This window comes from Spirosoma sp. (assembly GCF_026391055.1).
In the GTDB taxonomy this organism is placed as follows: domain Bacteria; phylum Bacteroidota; class Bacteroidia; order Cytophagales; family Spirosomataceae; genus Spirosoma.
On the sequence record NZ_JAPLET010000030.1, the window covers coordinates 646174 to 672202 of the forward strand.

The window sequence follows — 26029 nt, forward strand, 5'->3', positions numbered from 1 at the left end:
ATGGAACTCGACGAATTTGGCGCTTTATTCAACGCTCGTTTCCAGGAGGGCCGCCCGGAGAAATCAGCGCAGGAGTTGACACAACACCTGCGGGGCCGCTCACGTACAGCGCTTGAAAAAATCATCCGTAATATACTTTGGGAGGTTATTACAGCCATCGCATCCATTCTGGTCATGCTGGTTCTGGTCACCCGGCTCGACTCCTACACCATCCGGTGGCTGACGGGTATTATCGGTATCATCAGTATTACACAAATCGTTGGCTTTAGCTGGCAGTATTGGCAGCTCAGGCAAATGATTCGGCCCGACGTTACCGACCTGCGTACTCATTTACGGCATCAGATTCAGGTTGTCGAACGATTCATCCGAATGTATTTCAGCTATTGCCTATGGGTAGTGCCCATCTGTTTTTTCCTGGGGGCATATATCGGCTATACGGTGGCCGCTCAGCGGATACATGATCCGCTTTTGCTTCCGCTGGACAGCCTGGCACTGTCAAAAACCGCTGTTTTTATTCTGCTGGCCATTCTGGTCGCGGGCCTGGTTGGCTTTCTTTTTCTCGTAAAAGCATACATAAGATGGCTTTACGGACGCCATCTCGATCAGTTAAAAACTTGTTTAACCGAGTTAGACGATTAGACGATGGAAAAGAAAAAGCGTGCCCTTATTCAGGTAATACTGGGTGGCCTTGTTGGGGGAGCAGTTGGCTTCGGCATGGGAAAATTTGCCTTCCAACTTTTCCCGAAAGACTTACTTAAACATGTTTTGCAATCGTCGGCAGGGCCGGCTGAAACGACAGCGAAGCTAATACTGGGCCTGGTAGCCCTCTGGGCAGCACTGGCCATTCATGAGTTAGGCCATTTACTGACCGGACTGGTGCAGGGGTTTCGGTTTCACCTCTACGTAGCGGGTTTTCTGGGAATTCGGCGAAACACACAAACAGACCGCGTTGACTGGTACCTAAACCGCGATGCTCAGCTTTTTGGCGGGGTAGCGGCCACCCTGCCCACGCAGCAAACGACCGACCTGCGCCAGCGCTTTGCCTGGGTCGTACTGGCCGGACCACTCACCAGCCTGCTAACCGGCGCACTTGTCCTGTGGTTTATCTACATGGGGATCGGCCACCCGGCGGTGTCTACCTCTGTTCTACTACGTTGTAGCCTGATTTTTGGCCTTGTCTTTTCCATTACGTCACTCGCATTATTTTTAGCAACTACGGTTCCCAACCGAACGGGCGTTTTCTATACCGATCGGGCGCGTTTTTTCCGGCTCATTCGGGGCGGGCATATAGGGCAGGTCGAGCAGGCTGTTTTGGAGACGCTGGCCCATTCCATGTCGGGGCGACCTTACAGAGAGCTGGATAGTGAGCAGCTCGATTTGCTTCTTACGGAGAAAGAGACCTTTTTTCAAACCTATGCCCATACACTTGCCTATTATCGCCACCTAGACCGAAATGAGTTGGCTGAGGCTTACCGGCATATCTGCACCGCCAATGATCTGGCTCATGAGCAACCCCGGCTTTTCAGGCAGGAAATCTGGAAAGAACTGGCATTTGCTCATGCTTATATAGGGCATGATGCTATACAAGCCCGGCAAGTATGGAAGCAAATTAAGCCAGACCCGGAAATGAAACCATCTGTACAAACCTGTCTGGTAAAGGCCGCAATTGCACTTGCTGATTTAACTCTGGAAACGGCTATGCAAGACATTCAGCAGGGAATTTTGCGGCTGCCGACTCCTATTTATAAGGCAGAAGACCGTTTATATGCACAGTTGCTGGATCAACTTTTACTAGCCGTAAAACGGCCCATTTAAGTGGTACGATTGTGGTATTTTTCCGGTATTTCAGCTTACTATTTTCTTGCGAACCAGCCCTAAAAACAGGCGCTTCTCACCCATTTTACAAGCAGCTTGCGCCAATTCCACCTATCGATTACAAAGTGCATCTTCAATCAGATTCAACAGTTAACAACACGAAAACCAAATGAATTCTAATCTCCGTAAAATACAATATGTGACCACAAATAAACCGTGTACTATTTTACTTTTATGCCCCGTAACAATTTCTTAATCTAAAACACTCTTTAGTATAATCTTCAAAAGGACTGTTAGATGCCGATAGCAAAACAGGACAAATAACCTATTCTCCTGCCTGGTTACTACTAGACAATAAGCTGCCTTATAGCCATTTATATATTAATACTTTACGAATAACATCAAGTCCTTAAACTCCTTTCAGCCGAATTCAGTGCTTAAATTATTGGCTACATCTTATACAGCAGAGCCTTTAAACGGACAAGTATGGAAAAATGAAGCTTAGCGGAATAGTTATATAATTTCCCCATAAGGTCAAGCAATCGCAGAGAGCGTAAAACTGCTTAAAAAAATTTTCTAGGTAAGCGAATTTTTTTTTCAGAGCTGGCTATAAATAAAATACTATAATTTCTCTCCTTTGTGTTAGTAGCTTTGTTTACATAAAAATTTAAAAGACTACAAAAATTTACATTTACCCCAATTAAAAAGAATACAGGTAACATATATTTTTCTAAATACCTCAATTAAGGGCATTTTGGTAACATTTTTTACAATTATTGTAAAAGTCCCATTAGATAATTTATCCTATTTTCTTACTGCTACTCAGGTAATTTTGTGACGAATTCAACGTCTAAAGTTAAAGCGAGGCACAAAGGCAGGCGTCAAAAAGCTGGTCGATAATTTCCCAACAAAGTTACTGCACAAACTTGCTCTATAATTTTTTTTATTCGCAGTAGCTTTCATACACCGCTCTTAGGCAATGACAAACTCAACCGTTTCTTCAGGAAAAATCAATAAAGAATGTGAGCTAGACACAATCGAAGTATCACCAAACTTTAGCCCAGGAAACATGGAAAACATTCTTTCTAAATTTTACCTCTCAACCAAACCAACAAGCAATCTGTACCTACAGTGGATAGAGGACGAAAGCTTCGTTGTTGATGAATCCAACTCTTTCTATTTGATCGTAGGTAAACGTCTTGTTGATATATTAATTTCCGCAGCGGCTATTGTCTTTGTTTTAAGCTGGCTGTTACCAATAATCGGGATCATTATTTTTATTGACTCGCCGGGATCGATATTTTTTATACAGCCCAGAACAGGTTATAAAGGTGCCTGCTTTCCGTGTATAAAGTTTCGGACGATGTACAACATCAAGCAGACCGAATTTCGCCAGACCAGCCTCAATGACGACCGGGTAACGCGGGTTGGCCGGTTTCTCCGAAAAACTAACCTGGATGAACTGCCTCAGTTTATCAATGTCTTGTTGGGCAGCATGAGCATCGTAGGCCCTCGTCCACATGCGGTACAACATGATGTGCTTTACTGGACATCCATGACGTACAGAAATCGGTATCGTATCAAGCCGGGTATTACGGGTCTTGCTCAGGTACGTGGAGCACGCGGTGAAACCGAGAAATCTCAGAAAATGGATCATCGCGTTCGCTACGACCTTTTTTATATCAAGCAGAGAAGTTTTCTGTTCGATATAAAAATATTTATCCTCACCATTAAAACGATGCTTGAAGGTGATAAAAATGCCTGGTAAACAGGGCACCTACTTGAGTGTGTATTTTTCACCGACAATGTATTGACATGACCATATTGACTAAAAACATACGTATTAGCAGATCGAGAATAGCCTTAGTAAACTTTGGTTTTCTACTGTTTTTCTTTTACTCCTGCACATCCACAAAATCAGTCACCTACTTTCAAGGAGGAACTCAACTGGACACCGCCCGGTACAGCACACTACAACCGGTAACCCCCTCACAATCAGCAATTGAATCTGGTGATATTCTGGCCATTGTAGTAACCAGCCTGAGCGAAGAATCGAATGAGCTTATCAATTTCCCCAATGTTCACCCGCTCAATCTAACGATTTTTCCAGGTGCAACAACGCAGGGACAGCAGCCATTGGGCTACATGGTCGACGATGCCGGTAACGTTAATGTTCCACTCGTTGGTAACGTAAAATTAGTGGGCCTGACTATTAAAGATGCCAATAAACTCCTGGTCGAAAAACTTGGAAAATACCTGACCAATCCGTCTGTGACGGTTCGTCAATTGAACTACAAAGTCACGGTGCTTGGCGAGGTTAACCGCCCCGGAATTTTCAGTTTACTCGATAATAAAACAACGCTGCCCGACCTGCTGGGAATGGCCGGTGATTTAACCGTTTATGGCCGTCGGGACAACGTAATGTTGATTCGGATGAATGGTGCGAAACGCGAAGTTATCCGGTTGGACCTGACCTCACGGAATGTTCTGAACTCTCCTTATTTCTTTGTTCAAAACAATGACGTTGTCTACATCGAACCACGCAGCGGCAAGCTTACATCGGCCGACCGGACGGTTCAGTTATTACCTATTTACCTGGGTATAACGTCTACCTTATTATTCCTGGCCAATATCCTGCTCAGATAGATTTTACAGCAGTAAACGAGCCACTCACGTTATAAATACAACTAGAAATGATCGATAATCAGTATACTAATTCGACGCCAAATAAGCCCGTAAATATACGCTTATTTTTTTCGAAGTATTTACGCAACTGGTACTGGTTTGTTATTGCTCTGGTAGCCACCTTAGGTGGTGCCTATTATTACCTTCGGACCACAACACCAATTTACCAGGTTAACGCAGCCATCCTTATCAAAAAAGAAGATAAAGGGATGATCGGCGAAGATATTATTAAGAGCGAAAATACGAAGGTAAGCGAGAAAAATATCGAAAACGAAATTGAAACATTAAAGTCCAGAACATTAATTCAACGTGTGGTCGATGATCTGAATTTGACCGTTGGTTATTTTCAAAAAGGAGCCGTTCGGGATAATGAAGAAATTTACGACGAATCGCCCATTCATGTACGGCCCATTAAATTAACTCCTGCCGCCTATGCAGGTCCTGTTTCGGTCCATATTCTAAATCCAAAGCAATACGAATTGCTGGATGAAGAAGGAAAAACTAAAGGCAAATACAGTTTTAATGAGCTGGCAAAAAGTGATTATGGTACGTTTAACATAACGTATATCGATTCGCTCTATAAGCCCGAAAAAGATGTAATTAATGTTGCTTTTTATGATAAAGAGGTAACTGTCCAGCAATATCAATCTGCCGTTAAAGTAGAGTTAAACAACCAGAAGAGTACGGTTCTCAAACTGGGCATGGAAACGCCGGTACCATCGAAAGGGAAAGCGATTTTAGGCAAGTTGATGGACGAATACACTTTTGCGGCCCTGGCGGACAAAAACAAGGAAGCGGCCAATACCATGCAGTTTATCGACGAGCGCCTTCGGCTGATTACCAGCGAGTTGGGCAACGTTGAAAAAAATGTTGAATCCTATAAAAGTGAGGCCGGTATAACCGACCTAAGTACCGAAGGAAACTTGTTTCTGGAATCGGTAAAAGACAACGACGCCAAACTGAACGACGTTGAAATTCAACTCAGGGTGTTGAACGGCGTTGAATCGTATTTAAAGAGTAGCCAGAACGGCGTGGCCCCCGCTACAGCAATGGGCAACGATGCCGTACTGGGTGGCCTGTTGAAGAAACTCAGTGACCTGGGTTCGCAGGAAGAGAAATACAGCCGGACTACGCAACCCGATAACCCGTACCGGCAAACGATTGAAGCACAGATTGCCAGTACGAAAGCGTCCATCCGCGACTATGTCAACAACCAGCGGCAGAATCTGCTCGTCACGCAAAGCAGCCTGAAACAGCAGAACGGGCGGTTCAACTCGTCGATCCGAACCATTCCTCGCAAGGAGCGCGAGTTTGTGAATATCAAACGCCAGCAGGCCATCAAGGAAAATCTGTACCTGCTCCTGCTCCAGAAAAAAGAAGAAACCGCCATCGCACACGCCCCTACGGTTACGGACAGCCGGGTTATGGATGCGCCTTACAGCTCTCCGGGTCCTGTTAAGCCAAACCGCAGCAGCATTTACATGCTGGCCATCTTTGCCGGTTTGCTGATTCCGGCCGGGTTTATCAGTGCCCGTGGCCTGATGAACGACAAAGTGCAGTCGCGGAAAGAAATTGAAGAAGAAACGGGGGTTGTTGTATTCGGTGAAATCACTAGAAAACCAAAGCAGCTCAAGAACAACATCGTTGACCTGACCAGCCACTCGCTCATTGCCGAGCAGTTTAAAATTCTGCGGGCCAATTTGCAGTATGCCGCCCGCGAAGATGGCAGCGTAGACGGGCAGGTGATTCTGATCACCTCATCCGTCAGTGGTGAAGGCAAGAGCTTTGTGAGCATCAATCTGGCCCTGAGCCTGGCGTTGCTCAACAAAAAGGTGATCGTGCTGGAACTGGACCTGCGCAAGCCACAAACGGCTCAGTACCTGAACATGACTCAGCTCGACAAGCCGGGTATCTCCAGCTACCTGGACGGCCGGATTGGCCACGAGCAGTTGATTCAGCAAACGCAGGTTCACCCCAACCTATATTTCATAGCAAGCGGCCCAATTCCCAATAACCCAACCGAGCTGCTGTCGAACGGACGTATTCAGGTCTTGCTCGACCAGCTACGAAGCGAGTTCGATTACATTGTTCTGGATACGCCCCCGGTAAGTATGCTGGCCGATGCCACGCTGCTGGGACCCTACGCGGATACCGCTTTTTACGTTGTCCGCCACGAGTACACGCCACGCAATTATATGCGTTTGCTGTCCAATTTAAACGACAGCCACAAGTTCAAATCGCTGAACGTCATTGTCAACGCCGTCAACTATCCCAACAGTGAGGATTTCGGCTATGGGTATAGCTACCCGAAGCGCAAAGCGTACTAAGCGTTGCTACAGGCTGTAAACCAGCCCATTACTCAACAAACGTTAAGATTATGCCTTGGTTCGTTCTTTATACAAAGTCTCGAAATGAGAAGATCGTTGCGGAAAAACTACGGGCAAAGAACATAGAGGTGTACTGCCCTATGATCAAACGCTCCCGCCAATGGTCGGACCGGGTTAAAGTGGTTGAAGAGCCTCTGTTTCGCTCCTATTGTTTTGTGAAGCTGGATGAACGCCGACGACACGAGGTATTCTCGGTACCCGGCCTAGTTCGGTACCTGTTCTGGGAAGGCAAACCAGCCATCGTTCGCGATGCCGAGATCGACTCCATCAAGACGATGCTGGCCGAAGTCGATCATGAATTGATTCATATTAAACCATTACATCCTGGCACTCAACTGACCATCAAATCGGGTTCGTTCCGCGACTCGATTGGTACCGTTGTGCGTCAGGATGGCCGGATCGTCACCGTTATGCTGGAGTCACTCCAGATGGTATTGAAGGTAGATCTGGCCACTACCGCTATTGTCGGATAAGCATCCGTCGGTCAGGTTCAAGTAAGCGTACCCAGTAAGAATAAGCATACAGTACCCTGGTTTTTGCCCGATTTAGGTCCCCGGATGGGACTGAAAGGGCGGAGCCATACAAACAGGCCCCGGCATCATACCATACCGGGCTGATTTTAAGACGTAACTCACTTTATGAAGGCAGTCCTTTCGCAGTTAACCAATAATCCTTCTTATGCTAAATTATGGCATTGGATAAAGCTTGTCTCAATTACGGGGACTGCCCAGGTAACGGTTCAGGCGATTGGTTTCATCAGCGGTATTCTGGTGATTCGTCTGCTGCCCACGCAGGAGTATGCGTTGTATACGCTGGCCAATACCATGCTGGGCACCATGACGGTACTGGCCGATGGCGGCATCTCGACAGGGGTGATGGCCAAAGGGGGCAAAGTATGGCAAGACCGGCAGCGGTTGGGCGAAGTACTGGCAACAGGCTTTAACCTGCGGAAAAAATTCGCCGTCGTGAGCCTGTGCATTGCCTTACCCATACTGGTTTACCTGCTGCACCACCACGACGCCAGCTGGACAATGTCGATACTCATTGTACTGGCCCTGATTCCGGCCTTCTTTACGTCGCTGTCGGGTACGTTGCTGGAAATTGCGCCGAAGCTGCATCAGGAGGTGGCTCCGCTGCAAAAAATACAGGTGGGTGTTGCCCTGAGCCGGTTGGTCTTACTCAGCCTGAGCATATTCACCTTTCCGGTCACCTTCATCGCCATCTTGTCGGCGGGTCTGCCCCAGATCTGGGCCAACCGACGGATTCGCAAAATATCATCGGTCTTTGCCGACACCACACAGGCCATTAACCTGACCGACCAGAAAGAGATTCTCTACATGGTCAAACGGTTGCTCCCCGAAGCAATCTACTACTGCGTGTCGGGGCAGCTTACAATTTGGCTTATTTCCATTTACGGCTCAACGGCGGGTGTGGCGCAGGCCGGTGCCTTAGGTCGGCTGCCGGTTGCCCTGACGTTGTTTACCGTATTATTCGGATCGCTGGTACTACCTTTTTTCAGCCGCACACCAGCCGTCAAAACGATAGTCCTTCAGCAGTACCTGAAAATTCAGGCCGGGCTGGTGGTTCTGGGCCTTTGCATTGTTGGGGGCGTGGTTCTCTTTTCGGGGCCGATCCTGACCATTCTGGGTCCACAGTATACGGGTCTGACCAGCGAACTGATTATCATGATGGTAGGCAGCACGATCAGCTTCATTGCCACCTCCTCGTTTTTTCTGTGCACGTGCAGAGGCTGGGTCATTAACCCCGCCATCTCTATCACCATTAGTATCGGGGCTATAATCGCCGGGGTGTCCATCATTGATGTATCGACCCTCAAAGGGATTTTCTGGCTCAACATATTCACAAGTATCGTGCATCTGATCATGCACCTGGCGTACGGGATTCACCGAATTGTGACCATTAAGAACGACGCCAACTAAACTACGAATCTGCAATGAAAAAAAACCTGCTCATCATCGGCTCATCTCAGGGTGTTTACGGAGGTATTGAAGCCTACATGATCGCACTGGCCGAAGCAGCTTCTTCCTGGGAGGAATTCGATGTCAAATTGTGTTTTAAAATAATTGAAGGTGCAGACGCGGTCGAAAACCTGGTACAGTCGGCTGAAGCGGTTTGCAAACAGGTCTATTTTGTTCGGCGAGGTTCCAAAGAATTAGTTGACCTGTTGAAATGGGCCGATGTGCTGCACGTGCAGAACATGCCGCCCGATATTGTTTTTCCAGCCCGGTTCATGTCGAAGAAAGTCTTCCTGACCGTGCATAACCGTCGTCTGCCCGAACTCAACCTGCACAACCTGATTTGGCGTTTCTCCATCCGGTTCGCTTACCGCCGGTGGTTCAACTCCAACTTTGTATGGGGCACCTGGGAGAATGGCAAAAAATCCAGCAACAGCGATTGTGTGCCCACCGTATGTCGGCTACCAACCGCCTGGTGCCCGCCCGAACAGCGCAAAGGGTTCCTGTTTGTAGGTCGTTGGATCGAAAACAAAGGCATTCAGGAAATCCTGAAAGCGTACGCCCTCGGCAATTTCGACCCAAACGAATATCCGCTCACCATCCTGGGCGACGGGCCACTGAAACCGGTCGTGCTGTCGATGATCGACGAACTGAAGATCAAGCATGTAAATATGCCGGGCTTCGTCGACGACGCGACCAAACAAAAGTACCTGTCGTCGACGCGCTGGCTGCTGGCCCCCGCCCGGACGCAGGAAGATTTGGGTCTTACACCCATCGAAGCCCGCAGCGTAGGAGTACCGTCTATCGTTACACGCGACGGGGGATTACCCGAAGCGGGTGGAGCGGCTTCGCTGATTGTTGAGCCGGGCGATGTGGAAGGCCTGGCGCGTTGTATGCAGATGGCTGCCACCATGGACGAAACAGAATACCAGCGTCGCGGCAAACTGGCCAAAGACACCCTCGAAGGCTTCCTGAAACCAATGGATTTTTACCGTACCTCCTATAATAACTAAGTCATATTGATCACACCTGATTCACCTGTCGAATCGGGCTATTTATTCGAATAGATCAGACAGGCAATTCACTATACATAAGCAGTTTACCCCACGTAAAAGCTGCACATTGAGTAATTATCCAACACTAAATGAGTACCCTAATGCCTGGAAAATCTATCCGTATAATTTCACCGGTATCAAGTGTTTATCTGGATGCCGCCCGCTTACTTGCCGCCCTCGTTGTCCTGTATGTACACGCGCACGACCAGTGGTATGGGGTTGAAACAGCCCTGCTCAAATCGTTAGCACACGGGGCCGTCGTTATCTTTTTTGTGCTGTCGGGCTATGTTATCGCCTACACGACGACCAACAACAACCGGGGCGAATTTCAGTACGCCAAAGCACGGCTGAGCCGACTGTATTCGGTGCTGGTTCCTACTCTGTTAATAACCATCGTTGCCAGCCTCATCGTTTCGAAGGCAGACCCGGCACTGATGGCCGAATATACGCGGGGCGCGGCTTGGCCACGATACCTGCTCAGCGGCACATTTCTGAACGAAATCTGGTTTCTGTCGGCTACCCCGCCCATTAACCGGCCACTGTGGTCGCTGAGTTACGAGTTCTGGTATTATGCCATTTTTGGAGCCTGGTTTTATGCTAAAGGAGGATACAAATCCTACCTGCCGTTCCTGCTGATTTGCATGGTAGCCGGTCCTAAGATCCTGTGCATGATGCCCATCTGGCTGGCCGGTGTTGCGGCTTACAAATACCGGGGGCCTGTTAGCACGTCCAACAAACTATTTGCCCTGATCCTTTTGCTGTTTGGCGTGGTAGTGGTGTCTGTGCTCTCGTTGCCCGCTATTCCGTACCAGCTCGGCAGAAGTCCGCTTTACTACGCCAACCAGTTCATTACCGACTGGATTTCGGGGCTGATTTTTGCTTTCTCGCTCTGGCTCCTGCCCACCGTTGCCCAGGCACCCGCCCGGCCCAATCGCTGGATCGAGCGGTTCCGGGATATAGCCAACATGACGTTCCCGCTGTATGTGCTGCACCATCCGCTACTCATTCTGTGGCGGGCCGTTAGGGGCTATCAGCCGGGAAGCCTGACCGACATGTGGCAGGCGATTGTCGTTGTCACCCTTGTTTCGGCAGTGTTGGGTGTGCTGATGGATAAGCAGAGATTCCTGTGGGATCGGCTCTTTACGTTTCTGCTGAACAAAGTAAAACAGCTGACGATAAAGATTACCCCGTCTGCCCATCGGGCTAAAGTGCTCGTATTTAATACGGTCGGAAAACCGGCCGTCAGCGCACAGTCTGAACACGATAATTGATTTGCCTGCCGGATTAACGTATCTGCGTATCCAGGTGATAAAAAATTAAAACCAATGACTAAAGTTTCGATCTTAATTCCGACCTATAAAAGGCCCGATCTCCTCGTGGAAGCCGTTAAGTCGTGTCTGGCGCAGACGTATCCGCCTTACGAGCTGGTCATCGGCGACGACTCACCCGATGAGGTGACGGCTCAGGTAGTTGACGAACTAAAGAAAGAATCGCCGATAACCATTCGCTACATCCACAACAAGCCGTCGCTGAAGCAGGCCCGGAATGTGAACATGCTTTTCGACGAAGCCAAAGGCGATAAAGTGATGATTCTGCACGACGACGATTTGCTGATGCCCGAATCATTGGAAACCCTGGTGAACGTCTTCGAGCGTGACCCGTCGGTGAGTGTGGCGTTTGGCAAACAGTACATCATTACCGATACCGGCGAAATTGACCCGGAGTCGTCTATTACGTTTAATCAGGACTTTTACCGGATCGAGAAATTTGAGGGGACTGCGTTATCCCCCTTCGAGTCGGCCCTCTGCCAGCAGTTTCCGAACAACGGCTACCTGATCAAGGCCGATATCATCAAGAAAATGCAGTGGAATACCGACGCCGGTGACGCCTGCGATTATGAGTTTGGCTACCGGCTGGGGCTGGCGGGCTACAAAATGTACTTCGTCAACAAGTTTCTGGGCAAGTACCGTTTGTCGGCCGGGTCGATCTCCCACTCCAAAACCAGCGACTGTGCCTACCAGGCCTACCATATTCTGAGCAACAGCAAGCCCAACAGCCCTTTCTCCGAAGAAGTACGGGCCAAACGCTTATACGAGCGGGCACCCATTGCCATAACCGAAGCAGTCAACCTCGGCAAACGCGGCAAAGCCGTCGAGATTCTGTTCAGCGAGTGGTACAGAAAGCGTATCCTGTCGTTGCAGGGGATAAAACGGGTGCTGTACATCCTGTTTTATTTCGAACCGAAGAAATTATTCCGGGCCTGATCAAATCGGTCCTCAATCAAGAAAGAAATCGTATGAAAATTTTGCTTTCGCATCCTACCGGCAATGCCAACGTACGCGCTGTTCTGAGCGCGTTGGTGAAGGCGAACGCCCTGGCGGAATTCAACACCACCCTGGCCACCAATCCCGATGCGGGCTGGCTGAAGCTCTTGCCGGGCAGCGTGCGAAGCGAACTTCTACGCCGAACGTTTCCTGCACCACAATCACAGATCCAGACTCACCCGCTCCGGGAAGTTGCCCGCATGGCCTTTCCAAAACTGGGCCTGAATCAGTTGGTCCGGCATGAGCAGGGCTGGGCCAGTATCGACGCGGTGTATCAGGATTTCGACCGGCTTACGGCTCAGCGGCTGGCCAAACTGGCCACCAGCCAGGCGGTCAATGCGGTGTATGCGTATGAAGATGGCGCACTGGAAACGTTTCGGCAGGCCCGAAAACTGAACCTGACGTGCGTCTACGATCTGCCAATTGCCTACTGGGAAACCGGCCGCAGCCTGATGCTCGAAGAAGCCGACCGCATGCCCGCCTGGGCCCCTACCCTGGGTGGTGGCATTCAGGATTCGGAAGCCAAGCTGGAACGCAAAACCCGCGAACTCGAACTGGCCGATATCGTAGTCGGACCGGGCCGGTTCGTCATGGACTCCATCCCTGCATGGGCCGCCGATAAGCAGACCATCATGGCCCCTTTCGGATCGCCGGTGCTGCCCGCTGCCAATCAGCCCAAGGCAAACGATGCAAACGGTCGTCGGCCGTTGCGCGTGCTGTTTGCCGGTTCGATGGGGCAACGAAAGGGCCTGGGCGACTTGTTCGAAGCGGTTAAACTCCTCAACCATCCCGATCTGGAACTGGTGGTAATGGGGTCGCTGCTGAGTCCGATGGAATTTTACCGCTCTCAATACGCCGGATTCATTTACGAGCCCGGCCGCCCGCACGATCAGGTACTTGCTCTGATGCGCTCCTGCGACGTCTTTTGTCTGCCTTCCGTTGTAGAAGGTCGGGCGCTGGTGATGCAGGAAGCGATGAGCCAGGGATTGCCGCTCATCATTACCCCCAACACGGGTGGTGCCGATTTAATTAAAGAAGGCGAAACCGGTTTTCTGGTGCCCATTCGTTCGCCGAAAGCCATCGCCGAAAAGCTGGCCTGGTTTCTTGACAACCGCGACCAGATCCCGACAATGGGAACGCAGGCCCAGGCTCACGCATCGACCTATACCTGGGACGGGTACGGCACAACGGTCGTTGACTCGATCAATGACTTTTACAGCAAACTAATACGTAAGCCGCAGGTTGCGGCAAACGCTTAATCTTAATCCGAACGCAATGTCTGTTGTTGATTTTCCAATTTCGGCGAAGTCTGGATGGGAGGCAAATCTGTCTTCCCATCGGCCGGCGATGCCTGAACAGATGGAGTCCAACCGCTGGCTCAAGCGAGGTATTTGGCTTTATTTCTGGCTGCTCATTCTGGAGGGCGCTTTACGCAAGTGGGTCCTGCCGGGTCTGGCAACGCCCTTGCTCGTGGTGCGCGACCCGATTGCGCTTATGCTGATTATCGGTGCCTGGCGAAACGGCCAGCTGCGCATAAACGGCTACATGCTCGGGATGGTCTTTATTGGCCTGGTGGGTATCTATACCGCCATTTTTCTGGGCCACGGCAACCTTACGGTGGCCCTGTTCGGTGCCCGTATCGTGCTGTTCCATTTTCCGCTAATGTTCGTGATCGGGGCCATTTTTGAGCGCGAAGACGTGATCAAGCTCGGTAAGATGACCGTACTGATTTCGGTGTTCATGTCTGTGCTGATTGCCATCCAGTTTTACAGCCCTCAATCGGCCTTTGTGAACCGGGGCGTTGGGGGCGACATGGCGGGGGCTGGTTTTGATGGAGCCATGGGCTATTTCCGGCCACCGGGCACCTTTTCATTTACCAACGGCCTTCACCTCTTCTTCGGGTTTGCGGGCATTTTCATCTTTTACTTCTGGGTCAATGCCGAGGGCATCAACCGGCTGGTTCTGCTCGCGGCTACGGCGGGAGTGGCGGCTGCCGTACCGTTCTCCATCAGCCGAAGCCTGCTGCTGTTCGTCGCCATCGACTTCGGGTTTGTGGCTATCGCCGTTCTGCGCAAGCCTCAATACGCCGGACGTCTGATTATGCTGGTTGTCGGCGCGTTAATCGCGGTGGCTATTCTAAGCCAGCTGCCGGTTTTACAGGCACCCATCGAAGCCTTCGTTTCCCGATTCACCAGCGCCAGTGATGTAGAGGGCGGTCTTAAAGGCTCCCTCGGCGACCGGTGGCTGGGTGGCCTGACGGGTGCCCTGAACGACTCGTTCGATCAGCCATTCTGGGGATACGGACAGGGTATGGGAACCAATGCAGGCAGCACACTGCTGACCGGTGGTTCACGGGCCTTCCTGATTTCGGAAGGCGAATGGGGCCGGGTTATTGGGGAATTAGGCCCTTTGCTCGGACTTTCCCTGATTCTGATACGGGTCAGCATCAGCCTTGAGTTTCTGGTGATCGGTTACAAACGACTGATTGCGGGTGATTTTCTACCCTGGGTGCTGATCGGCTATATCCTGATGATGATACCGCAGGCACAGTGGGCACAACCAACGGCCCTGGGCTTTAGTACGATGATTGGCGGGCTTTTTCTGGCGTCGCTGCATCAGGCCCGGTCCAGTGCCCCTGGCAACACACAATAATGACTACACCGATGCGTATTATTTTAATTGGCAATTACCTGCCCGACAAACAGGAGAGCATGGAGCGGTTTGCGCAGATGATGCAGACCGGCTTCCGGAACCTGGGCGTTACCGCTGAAATATGGCGTCCGGTCGTTTTCTTCGCCAAAGGAGCCAGTAACACAACCGTCGGACTGGGGAAATGGCTTGGTTACCTGGACAAATGGCTGCTGTTTCCGCTGCTGCTGCGCTGGCGGTTGCGCACGGGCTACGATACCGTCCGGTTCCACATCTGCGATCACTCCAACGCGCCTTACCTGGGGCATCTGCCCTACAAGCGTACGGGCATTACCTGCCACGACGTACTCGCTATTCGGGGTGCAATGGGCTTCGATGACGCCTATTGCCCGGCATCGGGGTTCGGAAAAATCCTTCAGAAATGGATTCTTGGCCATTTGTCACGCGCCAAAATACTGGCAACGGTATCCAAGCTTACGCTGAAGCAGTTGACCGAGCTGGCCCCCGGCCATCCAACTTCACAGCAGGACTGGCGCGTGATTCACAATGCCTTCAACGGCCACTTCCGGCCAATGCCCGAAGATGAAGCCCGTGAACTACTGCACCAAAAAGGCATCCGCTTACCCGAGCCGTTCATCCTGCACGTCGGCTCCGGCATGACCCGGAAAAACCGCCGGATGCTGCTCGATATGGCAGCTAAAACCGGGGGGCAGTGGACCGGTACGATCTGCTACGCGGGTCATGCGCTGGAAGACGAGTTGACTCAGCTGGCCAACTCGTACGGGTTAGCTGACCGGGTTGTTTCCGTAACCCAACCTGATCACGATACACTGGTGGCGCTTTACAGCCTTTGCCAGGCGTTTGTATTTCCGTCGTTCTCGGAAGGATTCGGCTGGCCGCTCATCGAAGCCCAGGCTTGTGGCGCACCGGTGATTACCAGTACCATCGAACCGATGCCTGAAGTAAGTGGTGGCGCGGCTCTGTATGCCAGTCCATCCGAACCACTGGCCTTTGCCGAAGCCCTGCTGGCTTTACAAGATGAAACGACCCGCGCCGAATTTATCCGGTGGGGTTTTGACAATGCGGCCAACTTCGAGTCGGACCGCATCATGAACGCTTACCTCGACATTCACACCCTGGCACCGGTTACGGTCCATTAATATGTTTCGGAAACTCATTACATTTTTACTTCCGTGGAGCTTGCGCCGACGCGCCCTCAACAAGTGGTTCGGCTTTGAGATCAGTCCGACAGCGCACATTGGCCTTGCCTGGATTTTTCCGACCCGGCTCGTCATGAAAGATAACGCCCGAATCGATCATTTCACCGTAGCCGTCAACCTCGACCGGATCGATATGGAAAAAGATGCGTACATCGGACGCAGCAACTGGATTACCGGCTTTTCCAAAGATGCTGACTCGGCTCATTTCCGCCATCAGGCAGCTACACGCCGACCGGAGTTATGGCTGGGTGAATCGGCATCGGTGAATAAAAACCACCATCTGGACTGTACCAACCGGCTGGAAATTGGAAAGTTCTCGACCATCGCCGGGTACAATTCCCAGTTCCTGACGCATTCGATAAACGTCGAGGAGAATCGACAGGACAGCACACCCATCAGCATTGGCGACTACACCTTCGTGGGCACCAACGTGGTGGTACTGGGTGGCTCCCGCTTACCGGACCATTCGGTGCTGGGGGCCAAATCTCTCCTTAATAAAGCGTTTGAGGACCCGTGGATGCTTTACGCCGGTGTACCGGCCAAAGCCCTGCAACCGGTGCCCAAAACGGCTAAATATTTTTCCCGTACTGAGGGTTTTGTCATTTAATAAACCCGGCAAAACGCCAGATAACGCAAGCCAATGAACGTTTTACATGTAGTTGCCGGAATGGACCCCACAACCGGGGGCGTTTGTCAGGCTATACGCACGATAATTAATGGATTGACCGAGCTGGGTATTCATAACGAGGTAGCCAGCATTGATGCGCCGGATGCCCCGTATTTGTCTGACTACCCGTTCCCGATTCACGCGCTCGGTCCGGCGGGCCGGTCGTGGCAGTACAGCGCCCGGCTTGTCCCCTGGCTGGTAGATAACCTGACCCGCTTCGATACCGTCATTGTGCATGGTCTTTGGCTTTACCACAGCTATGCGGCCCGGAAAGCCATCCAGCAGGTAAAGAAAGAGCAGCCATCGGCGGGCAAAATGCCCAAAGTGTTTATCATGCCGCACGGTATGCTCGACCCCTGGTTTCAGGAAGCCAAAGGCCGGGAGCTGAAAGCCCTGCGGAACTGGCTCTACTGGAAGGTGATCGAAGATAAAGTCGTCAACGAAGCCGACGGAATGCTGTTTACCTGCGAGGAAGAGCTGATTCAGGCCCGAAAGCCATTCAAGCCGTACCAGCCTAGCCAGGAAATCAACGTTGGCTATGGTATCGATAGCTCACCAGCATTTATACCAGCCATGAAAGCCGCTTTCCTGGAAAAATGCCCCGAGGTTACCAACCAGCCTTATCTGTTGTTTTTGAGTCGGATACACATGAAAAAAGGCGTCGATCTGCTCATTAAGGCTTATGCCGACGTTGTATCGGCCAGTCAGCATACGAGTGTATCCGTTCCGAAGTTGGTTGTTGCCGGACCAGGCCTGGAAACGGCTTATGGCGCGAGTATGCAGCAACTGGTAGCCGGTAACCCACTCATCAAAGACAAGGTCGTGTTTCCGGGTATGCTTACGGGCAATGCCAAGTGGGGTGCTTTTTACGGCTGCGAGGCCTTTGTACTACCCAGCCATCAGGAAAACTTCGGCATTGCGGTGGTAGAAGCCCTCGCCTGCGGCAAGCCGGTTTTAATCTCGAATCAGGTCAACATCTGGCGGGAAATTGCCTCGGCAGCCGGTGGCTTCGTCGCCCCGAACACGGTAGAAGGGACCCGGCAGGTTTTGAAGGACTGGCTGAGTCTGACCCCGCCCGAGCAGCGTAAGATGGAAAAGCAGGCCCGGTACGCATTTGAGGAATATTTCTACATCAACCCGGCGGCTGCGCGTATGGCGCAGGCCATCAGCGCCTGAGAAACAGAAACTTCGTACGAGTATGGTAATGGTTAATCAAGATACATTCACGGGGCCTTCGTTTTCGCTAAAGAACCGAATTGGCCGGGTTATATGGGGTGTTTTTGCCGCCCTGTTCTTCCGACTCTCGCCCCGCCCGTTTCATAGCTGGCGGTCGTTCGTGCTCCGGTGTTTCGGGGCAAAAGTTGGGCGTGGCGTTCATGTTTATCCGAACGTAAAAATTTGGGCACCCTGGAACCTCGACCTCGCCGACGAATGTGGCGTGGCAGATGGCGCCATCCTGTATTCACTGGCCAAAATCACCCTTGGTCAGCGGGCGGTGGTCTCGCAGGGAGCACATATCTGCGCCGGTACGCACGACTACACCCGGCCCGGCTCTCCGCTGGTAGCGATGCCGATCGAGATTGGCGACCACGCCTGGGTAGCGGCCGAAGCCTTTGTCCATCCGGGCATCACCATCGGCAACGGCTGCGTTGTCGGGGCTCGCTCGGTGGTGACCAAAAATATGCCGCCCTGGACCATCTGTGCCGGTCACCCCTGCAAGCCGCTTAAGGAACGCATCATGCAGGAAGCATAAACACATTTATTCAGACACATCATACGATAACGATATTATGATCCCGATCTCCGTACTGATCCTCACTAAGAATGAAGAGCAGGATTTACCCGAATGCCTGAAATCGGTTACTAGCTGGTGCGATGATATTCACGTATTCGACTCCTTCAGCGACGACCGGACTGCTGACATCGCTCTGGCCGCTAACGCGACCATCACCAAGCGAAAGTTCGACAACTGGTCGGCGCATCAGAACTGGGGACTGGCCAACATTCCGTTCAAATACCCCTGGGTGCTTTATATCGATGCCGATGAGCGGGTGTCAGACAGTTTGCTGGCCGCGCTGAAAGCGTTTGACACGACCCGGACGGATGCCGTGGCCTTCGAAATACAACGCCGGGATTTTGCCTGGGATGGCACCTGGCTGAAACACGCGCAGATGTCGCCCTATTACCTGCGTCTCTTCCGTCCCAACAAGATGCGCTACGAACGGCTGGTCAACCCGGTATCGCTGCCCGATGGCCCCACGGGTCGGCTAACCGGTTTTCTGGATCATTACCCGTTCAGCAAGGGGTTCCGGTTCTGGTGGCAGCGGCATCTGGGCTATGCCGATATGGAAGCGGCTACTCACCTCGCTAACATGAACGGGCAAACGTCCTTTTCGGTACAGAAAGCGCTTTTCGGTAAGGATTTCACCGAGAAACGATTCCACCAGAAAGGGCTGTTTTACCAGATGCCCGGTCGGCCAATTATCAAATGGCTGTATATGGTGGTTCTGCGCCGGGCCTTCCTCGATGGTAGCGCGGGAGTTACCTACTCGACCTTGCAGGCCATTTACGAATACTTTATCGTTTTGAGGACCAAGGAGCTGATAAAAAAACAAGCCAGCGTTAAGACGCAGCCGCCCGTGCTGGTGGCCAGTGAGTAACCAATCAAGTATTCATGCGATCAACCATCTTCTATAGTCTCTTAGCAATTGGGTTAATCGTTGTTTTCCTGTTCAGCTGGTTACCACAGCCCCGACTTGAATTATCCAATTACCTGCCGATCTGGGTAACCAAATGGGCAGACGACGACGCCAACATGAACATCCGGACGGCCATCCCGTTCATTTTCCTCGGTGGTCTTTCGGCCATCTGGCTCGTCAGTACAAACCGCACCTGGCCCATGTGGCTGGCCGCATGGCTGGGGCTGGTGGGCATTGTTACGCTGGCCGAAGCGGGTCAGTTACTGCTTCCTCTCCGCCACTTCGACTGGGGCGATATTGGCTGGGGGGCAGCGGGTGCAGCGGCCGGCATCGTGTTGACTACGGCCCTGATATTGGCAGGCCGCGAGATCAAATCTCTTTTCTGAACAACCAGACACCGGTTGTTCCAACAACACCCGCCATGCAGTATAGGCATAGCCGGACATTTTTCACAAACGACTCTCAACAACTCATATACTGACTCATGGCTAAACAACGGGTTCTTATCTACAGTCAGACGTTCGCTCCCGATCATAGCGGCATTTCTATTTATGCCTCCGATTACGCGTTTTACTGCGCCGAGAACGGCTACGACGTCGATGTCATCACTGGTTTTCCTTTTTATCCGCAATGGCAGAAACGCAAAGAGGACGAAGGCAAGCTGTTCGCTACGGAAGTGATCGACAACGTCACGGTTCACCGGGGGTACTTATACGTTCCGCATAACCCGTCGGCTTTTCAGCGAATCATGCACGAAGTATCGCTAACCTTTTTTGCCATGATCAACTCGTTCCGGGTGAAACGGCCGGATGTTATTGTGGTTTTCACCACGCCCGTTCTGCTGGGCGTTCTGGCGGCTTTCATGAATCTGTTCTGGCGCCGGAAACTGGTTATCAATGTGCAGGATTTTCAGGTAGAAGCGGCTTACTCGCTGGGTATGCTGAAAGGATCGGCTATGCTGAAGATCATCAATGCTCTGGAGTTATGGAGCTACAAAAAAGCTGATTACGTGTCCAGTATCTCGGGCAGTATGCTCGATCTGCTGCGGGACCGGAAAAAGCTGCCGGAAAACAAAATCCTTTTCTGGCCAAACTGGACGCACAACGACGAAAAAACCTTCGTAAAACCAGAAGCCGGGCTGTTCCGCAAGAAGTTCAACTTCTCGCCATCGACCAAACTCATTGGCTATGCCGGTAACGTCGGTAAGAAACAGGGGCTGGATATTTTGCTTGATACCGCCGTCGAATTTGCGCACGTGCCAGATGTACAGTTCCTGATCATTGGCGAAGGAGCCGATCTGGAGCGCCTGAAGGCCTACGCAGCCGAGAAGTCGATTCGGAATGTGCTGTTTATGCCGTTTCTGAATTCCTCCGAATACCTTGAGTTTCTGGCCGATGTAGATGCGGTCTTCATCTCGCAGGTGAAAGTACCGTTTGATATCTACTTCCCGTCGAAACTGTTAGGAATCATGGCCATGCGGCAGTTGCTGATCGTTAACGCCGACGCCAAATCGGAGCTTTACAAAACAACGAAGAAGAACGACATCGCGCTGGTCAGCGATTATGGCGATATGGCTACGCTGAAAAAGTACATCGAGATGGTAATTACCAACGATCCGGTTATTGAAGACTATAAGTCGGAAGCCGAGAAATTCGTTGTGCAGTTTGGCCGGGAAGTGGTGCTGTCTAACATTGCACGGGTACTGTCGGACGAGTCTGTACCTGCTATCCAGGAAGCCGAGGTTGTTAACCAGTAAGAAAAGTACAGTACACCAACAGGTTTGTATGGTGGTCGTTTAATGATTGTAGGGATTAGTATATGGGTATGTTAAAAACGAGTAAGGCAATAGTACTCCTGCGGGTAAGTCTGGTTCTTTTTGTTCTGTTGCCGCTGCTGGCAGCGGCTCAGCCCAAAGACAGAATTCCTTTCTCGTTTACCCTGAAAACGGCGGCCCGGACCAGTGCGGGTGTGTTCTCCAAGGATAGCGTACTGCTCCGGACCCTCTGGAGCGGGGTCGACTACCCCGCGGGTTCTCATCAGCAGACCTGGGACGGCCTCGACGATGAAGGTCGGCTTATGGCCGAAGGCAGCTACGACATACGGGTACTATCGAACAACGTAAACTACACCTGGGAGGGCGTTATCGGCAACTCATCCTTCGGAATTAGTAAGGGCAACAACACGCACCGGGCTTTTCTGAGGATGCAGAGTATGGCCATCAGCGGCACCAACGCGTACTTTGGCGTGGGTTATGCCGAAGGGCATCCCTCACAGGCCAAATTTACCATCGATAATCCGCAGTCGAGGATCGAGTTTTCGCCAAAAGGCGAGACAGCACAGGCCACGTTGTTTACGGCTACCGATGGCACTACCGTCTACTGGGCAGGATACGATGGCCCCGGCAACGGCAACAGCTGGTTTATTTATGGCACCAACACCAGCGACGACAAAGAGAAGCTTTTTCCCAGAGGCATTTCGCTCAAAACGACCCTTGGCAAAACGTATGCCTCCTGCCTGGACGTAATCCGCGAAACCAATGGCACCATTACGGGCCTTGCCGTCCAGAAAAACGGCAGCTACCTGTTCGTGTCGCATAAGGCAAAGCACCAGATTCGGGTTTATAACAAAACAACCGGTGCGCTGGTCCAAACGCTCTTTTTCAACGATGCGGCCGGGCTGGCCGTAGACGGGCAGGACCAGCTGTGGGTCATCAACGGCGTAACGGTACGCAAATACATCGTGGAGACCGATGGAAATCTGACCGAGACTAAGGTTTCCCTGACGGGTCTGGAACGCCCGATGGCGCTGGCCGTATCGCCCGACAACGGCACCGTGCTCGTGGCCGATGGTGGAGAAAGCCAGCAACTAAAAGCGTATAACAACGTAAGTGGTGTATCGAGCTGGACGCTGGGTCAGCCGGGCGGGTATGCAACCGACCCCACAGTGAGCAACGATAAGTTCTACTTTTCGGACATAAGCGGAACGATCAACGATACGTTCGTGGCCTTTCAGGCTGATGGGTCGTTCTGGGTGGGCGATTCGGGCAACTACCGGGCGCAGCACTATTCGGCCAGCCGCACCTTCATCGATCGGATTCAGTACATGCAGCACTCCTACAGCTCGGGAGTCGACCAGAACAACCCCCGGCGGGTGTTTTGCCAATACCTCGAATTCGATGTCGACTATGCCAAACCGCTGGCCTTCGCCTGGACGCTGGTTAAAAACTGGCGGGCGTCGATACCGGGCGACTATTTTGACGAGCAGAATATCAATCACACCTTCATCACCGATGTGTTCAAATCGGTAACGACTCTTAGCAACAACCGGACCTACGGGTTGCTGAAGCAGACAAAAACAAAAAAATGGAGTCTGGTCGAACTACCTAAAAGCGGCCCCGTTCGCTTTACAGGAATCACTTTCGACGATGCCCAGTATTACCTGGCACCCGATGGTTCGCTGAACCAGACCATCAGCCAGCCCAGTGGAGTGGGTGGCAACATCCGGTGGCAAAAGAAGTTGCTGGCGGGTTTCGATCCGCAGAATAACCCACTCTGGTCGCCCGCCCTCCGTACCGCCAGTATCCCGGTTATCAGCGCTACAGACCCCATCGATTTCACCGGCTATGGCAGTATGCGTCCCGGATTGACCACCGCTAACGGCACGGTGGTGTCGTTCAATAAAAACAAGGTAAGTGCCGACAAATCGAACGGATTCGGCTTTCATCTGGGAGGTATCAAACCCGGAACTACCAACTGGGCCTGGAAAACGGCCTATGCCACTACGGAAGATTATACCGGCAACTTCCCGCCCGACGGAGCCTACGATGTGGGCAACAGCGTTGAGTATGGCGGGGGCGATGTAACCGTGAGCGGACGGCATATTTTCTGGTCTTACCACGGCGAATTCTGGAAAAACAGCCAGACCAACAAATGGAACCATGTGTATGAAAACGGACTGTTTGTTGGTCAGTTTGGCGTACTTGGAACCGAAGCCAACGGTCAGGCCGCTTTTCCGGGCATGGCGGGTAACGTGCTCTATGGCACTGCAGTTGCCGGGTCTGACGGCTCTATATACATCTGGCATGCTGAAGAAGCAGGCCATAGTGGTGTGCATCGCTGGAAAGTGACAGGTCTGGAAACGATTCAGCAACAGTCGATACCGGTTTCGCTCACGCGAACGCGGCCCAATGGCCTGCTTGGAACATACGCGGAAGGAGTAGACCTCAATAACGCCAACGCCCGGCTCATTCAGGTCGATAAGCTGGTCAACGTAACCTGGTCTGAGAGCCCCATTGGCGCAAGGCTATCGGCTTTACCGAGTTTCTCCGTACGATGGAGCGGCTTCGTTACTCCCCAGTATTCGGAACAGTACACGTTTTACGTGAACGCCACCAAAGGCGTGCGGCTCTGGATCGACAATAAGTTGTTGATCGACCAGCCTACTACCAATGGGTCGACGGAGTACAACGGCAGTATTTCGCTAGATGCTCACAAACAATACATGGTTCGTCTGGAGTCATATGGCGGTAGTGGAGCCATATTTTCGTGGTCGAGCAAAAGCCAGTCGAAAGAAATTATTCCCTCGAAATACCTTTACCCACCCGTTGAAACGGATACGACTCACGGTATCGACTTACTGGAAGGCCTTACGGCAAGCAGTATTCTGACGAACGACCTGTATGGCTGGAAACGAAGTCCGGCGCAGGAAGATTACTCCGACCCGAACGCCAAATTCTGGACCGCCCGTACAACCATTAAAAAATACGACCGGTTTACGTCACCAGACCTTTTCATTTGTTTCAGACAGAATAGTGGCAATTACACCATTACCCGCAGCCTGGGCAGCAGCACCAATCTGAGTACAAGCTGGCGATTGCAGGGGGTCATAAATCAGGAAGGGAATTTTTTCAGCATTGATGAAGGCCGCAATCGTAACGGTGGCAGCTACATCGAACTACTCGACGACGCCGATAAGGTCATCTCCCGCATAAACTGCCAGGTTACCATGAACCCTACTCCCATTGGCAGAATTTACGGCAACGATAAAATCATTGCGCAGGGCGACTACAACAATGTAATCTCACCGATTTTCAACAGTGCCCAACCCCTCGACATAACGATGGTAAATGGCACCGCCGTTATTAAATACGGCCCCTATAATGCCGTGAGCGCATCCGTTCTGGACCCGGCGGCCAACTGGCACAAGCCCAGAACCCTCCGAATCTATTTTTGGGGAAATGGGTACAATGTCAACCGGGTTGTTGATATCGAACAGATGCGTTTTTACGCCAATAACTCGCCATCGGTTGTATTACTGAATGCCGACGATGAGGCCAATACCCTCGCAGCGACGACCCCATCCGTACAATACAGAATTCTGGTAAGCGAAAATGGCGGGCCTTATCTTCCCTACACCAGGGTAATTAACGTAGGAAATCAGACACGCCCTGAGGGGTACTGGAAATTTAAGTTAGATGCACCGGGGGGCGAAGTTGTTAACAGTCCGGCCTTCACGGCATCAGCAGATATCAAATTCAGCGTCTACCCAAACCCAACGCAGGGCATTCTTTACATTAATCACCCCATCGTTGAGGGCGATTGCCGACTTCGGGTATTCGCTCCGGATGGCAAGGAAATAACGAGTTGGGTTCCGGCAACGGGGACGTCAAATTCGGCAGTCGATGTCACCACCTTTGTAAAGGGGACTTACGTACTACAGTTTCAAAAGAATCAAACAAGCGTATCGACGCGCTTCATACGGTAATCAGTACGTTTTCCGCCCAAAAAGCTACTGACCAATAGTACCCATAACCAATTACCTTTCAACTATTCAATTAACTAAATAGCTGTAGGTGATTACGATTACAGTCTGGTAAGCAGCCAGAGGAATAAAAAAAACAGACCCATACTTATGACCGCAACAACAGTCCAGGGGCCAGGAATGAAATTCGGAAATTTTGATTTTTTCACTGAGTCAAGATTTCGATGGTGTCAAATAGAATGCAGTCACTACAAGTATAATCTGAACCTCATTAGCGTGTTGCAACATGGCGCAAAAAATAAGGCAATGAGATTATACGGACATAATTATAATTGAATAGCCTGTCGGCAGTCAAATTTTTTACATAAGCGGTCGCGGCATTCGTTGATCCAAACTAGGCTACATCTCCTATATATTAAGTCAGAATAACGCCGAGTTAATATGAAGAAGATAGATTGTTACCGTTGGTTCGTCAAGACAACACGAGTACTCAATCGCAGATGCACTGCCATTACATCCGGCCTGTTCACAGCCAGCCAATGCCGGTTTTGAAAAGCCAGAACAGGATCAGTTAGCGCGCAGTGGCGTTGATCCATCCATTTCAATTTCACAAAGTCAAACAAAAGAATACAGCTATGAAAATTGCAGTAATTACAGGATCGGCCGGGTTGATTGGCAGTGAAGCCGTCGCCTTCTTCGCCGACAAATTCGACCTCATCATCGGCATCGACAACAACATGCGCCAGTACTTCTTCGGCACCGACGGCTCCACCGAGTGGAACCGCAACCGAC

The 26029-nt window shown here is 51.3% G+C and carries 20 protein-coding genes and 1 pseudogene; all 21 read left to right on the plus strand.

The features are described 5' to 3' along the window. Positions 1 to 639, plus strand: coding sequence for a hypothetical protein (locus NT073_RS31725; protein ID WP_297382112.1), 639 nt, complete (start codon positions 1 to 3; stop codon positions 637 to 639). A gap of 3 nt (positions 640 to 642) precedes the next feature. Next, on the plus strand, positions 643 to 1815 hold the full coding sequence (locus tag NT073_RS31730) for a site-2 protease family protein (protein ID WP_297382113.1): 1173 nt from the start codon (positions 643 to 645) through the stop codon (positions 1813 to 1815). 1069 nt (positions 1816 to 2884) lie between these two features. Next, a complete protein-coding gene (locus NT073_RS31735; RefSeq protein ID WP_297382114.1) occupies positions 2885 to 3583 on the plus strand; it encodes a sugar transferase in 699 nt (232 codons plus the stop codon). 47 nt (positions 3584 to 3630) lie between these two features. Further along, the gene (locus NT073_RS31740; protein WP_297382116.1) at positions 3631 to 4461 is read left to right on the plus strand and encodes a polysaccharide biosynthesis/export family protein; all 831 of its coding nucleotides are present in this window, start codon (positions 3631 to 3633) and stop codon (positions 4459 to 4461) included. Positions 4462 to 4508: 47 nt separating this feature from the next. After that, on the plus strand, positions 4509 to 6827 hold the full coding sequence (locus NT073_RS31745) for a polysaccharide biosynthesis tyrosine autokinase (protein WP_297382118.1): 2319 nt from the start codon (positions 4509 to 4511) through the stop codon (positions 6825 to 6827). Positions 6828 to 6877: 50 nt separating this feature from the next. Then, positions 6878 to 7360 carry a UpxY family transcription antiterminator gene (locus tag NT073_RS31750; protein WP_297382120.1) on the plus strand — a complete coding sequence of 161 codons (483 nt, stop codon included), beginning with the start codon at positions 6878 to 6880 and terminating at the stop codon, positions 7358 to 7360. Between the two features lie 165 nt (positions 7361 to 7525). After that, complete coding sequence (locus NT073_RS31755; RefSeq protein WP_297382122.1) at positions 7526 to 8827, plus strand: polysaccharide biosynthesis protein; 1302 nt, start codon at positions 7526 to 7528, stop codon at positions 8825 to 8827. A gap of 14 nt (positions 8828 to 8841) precedes the next feature. Continuing rightward, entirely contained in the window at positions 8842 to 9876 is a 1035-nt protein-coding gene (locus tag NT073_RS31760; RefSeq protein ID WP_297382124.1) for a glycosyltransferase, read from the plus strand. A 143-nt stretch (positions 9877 to 10019) separates the two neighbouring features. Next, entirely contained in the window at positions 10020 to 11189 is a 1170-nt protein-coding gene (locus tag NT073_RS31765; RefSeq protein WP_297382126.1) for an acyltransferase family protein, read from the plus strand. A gap of 54 nt (positions 11190 to 11243) precedes the next feature. Beyond that, entirely contained in the window at positions 11244 to 12182 is a 939-nt protein-coding gene (locus tag NT073_RS31770; protein ID WP_297382128.1) for a glycosyltransferase family 2 protein, read from the plus strand. 32 nt (positions 12183 to 12214) lie between these two features. Continuing rightward, positions 12215 to 13501, plus strand: a complete 1287-nt coding sequence (locus tag NT073_RS31775; RefSeq protein ID WP_297382129.1) for a glycosyltransferase — start codon at positions 12215 to 12217, stop codon at positions 13499 to 13501. A gap of 16 nt (positions 13502 to 13517) precedes the next feature. Next, complete coding sequence (locus NT073_RS31780; RefSeq protein WP_297382131.1) at positions 13518 to 14894, plus strand: hypothetical protein; 1377 nt, start codon at positions 13518 to 13520, stop codon at positions 14892 to 14894. Between the two features lie 11 nt (positions 14895 to 14905). Next, complete coding sequence (locus tag NT073_RS31785; protein ID WP_297382133.1) at positions 14906 to 16051, plus strand: glycosyltransferase; 1146 nt, start codon at positions 14906 to 14908, stop codon at positions 16049 to 16051. 1 nt (position 16052) lies between these two features. Further along, entirely contained in the window at positions 16053 to 16718 is a 666-nt protein-coding gene (locus tag NT073_RS31790; RefSeq protein ID WP_297382135.1) for an acyltransferase, read from the plus strand. Between the two features lie 33 nt (positions 16719 to 16751). Beyond that, positions 16752 to 17954, plus strand: a complete 1203-nt coding sequence (locus tag NT073_RS31795) for a glycosyltransferase (protein WP_297382137.1) — start codon at positions 16752 to 16754, stop codon at positions 17952 to 17954. Between the two features lie 28 nt (positions 17955 to 17982). After that, positions 17983 to 18531, plus strand: coding sequence for a DapH/DapD/GlmU-related protein (locus tag NT073_RS31800; protein WP_297382139.1), 549 nt, complete (start codon positions 17983 to 17985; stop codon positions 18529 to 18531). Positions 18532 to 18568: 37 nt separating this feature from the next. Continuing rightward, positions 18569 to 19438: a glycosyltransferase family 2 protein gene (locus NT073_RS31805; RefSeq protein ID WP_297382141.1), complete on the plus strand. Its 870-nt coding sequence runs from the start codon at positions 18569 to 18571 to the stop codon at positions 19436 to 19438. Between the two features lie 14 nt (positions 19439 to 19452). After that, the gene (locus tag NT073_RS31810; RefSeq protein ID WP_297382143.1) at positions 19453 to 19863 is read left to right on the plus strand and encodes a hypothetical protein; all 411 of its coding nucleotides are present in this window, start codon (positions 19453 to 19455) and stop codon (positions 19861 to 19863) included. A 98-nt stretch (positions 19864 to 19961) separates the two neighbouring features. Further along, positions 19962 to 21233, plus strand: a complete 1272-nt coding sequence (locus NT073_RS31815) for a glycosyltransferase family 4 protein (RefSeq protein WP_297382144.1) — start codon at positions 19962 to 19964, stop codon at positions 21231 to 21233. A gap of 68 nt (positions 21234 to 21301) precedes the next feature. Then, the gene (locus NT073_RS31820; protein WP_297382145.1) at positions 21302 to 25240 is read left to right on the plus strand and encodes a PA14 domain-containing protein; all 3939 of its coding nucleotides are present in this window, start codon (positions 21302 to 21304) and stop codon (positions 25238 to 25240) included. Positions 25241 to 25872: 632 nt separating this feature from the next. Then, positions 25873 to 26029: pseudogene (locus tag NT073_RS31825) on the plus strand (NAD-dependent epimerase); the annotation flags it as partial.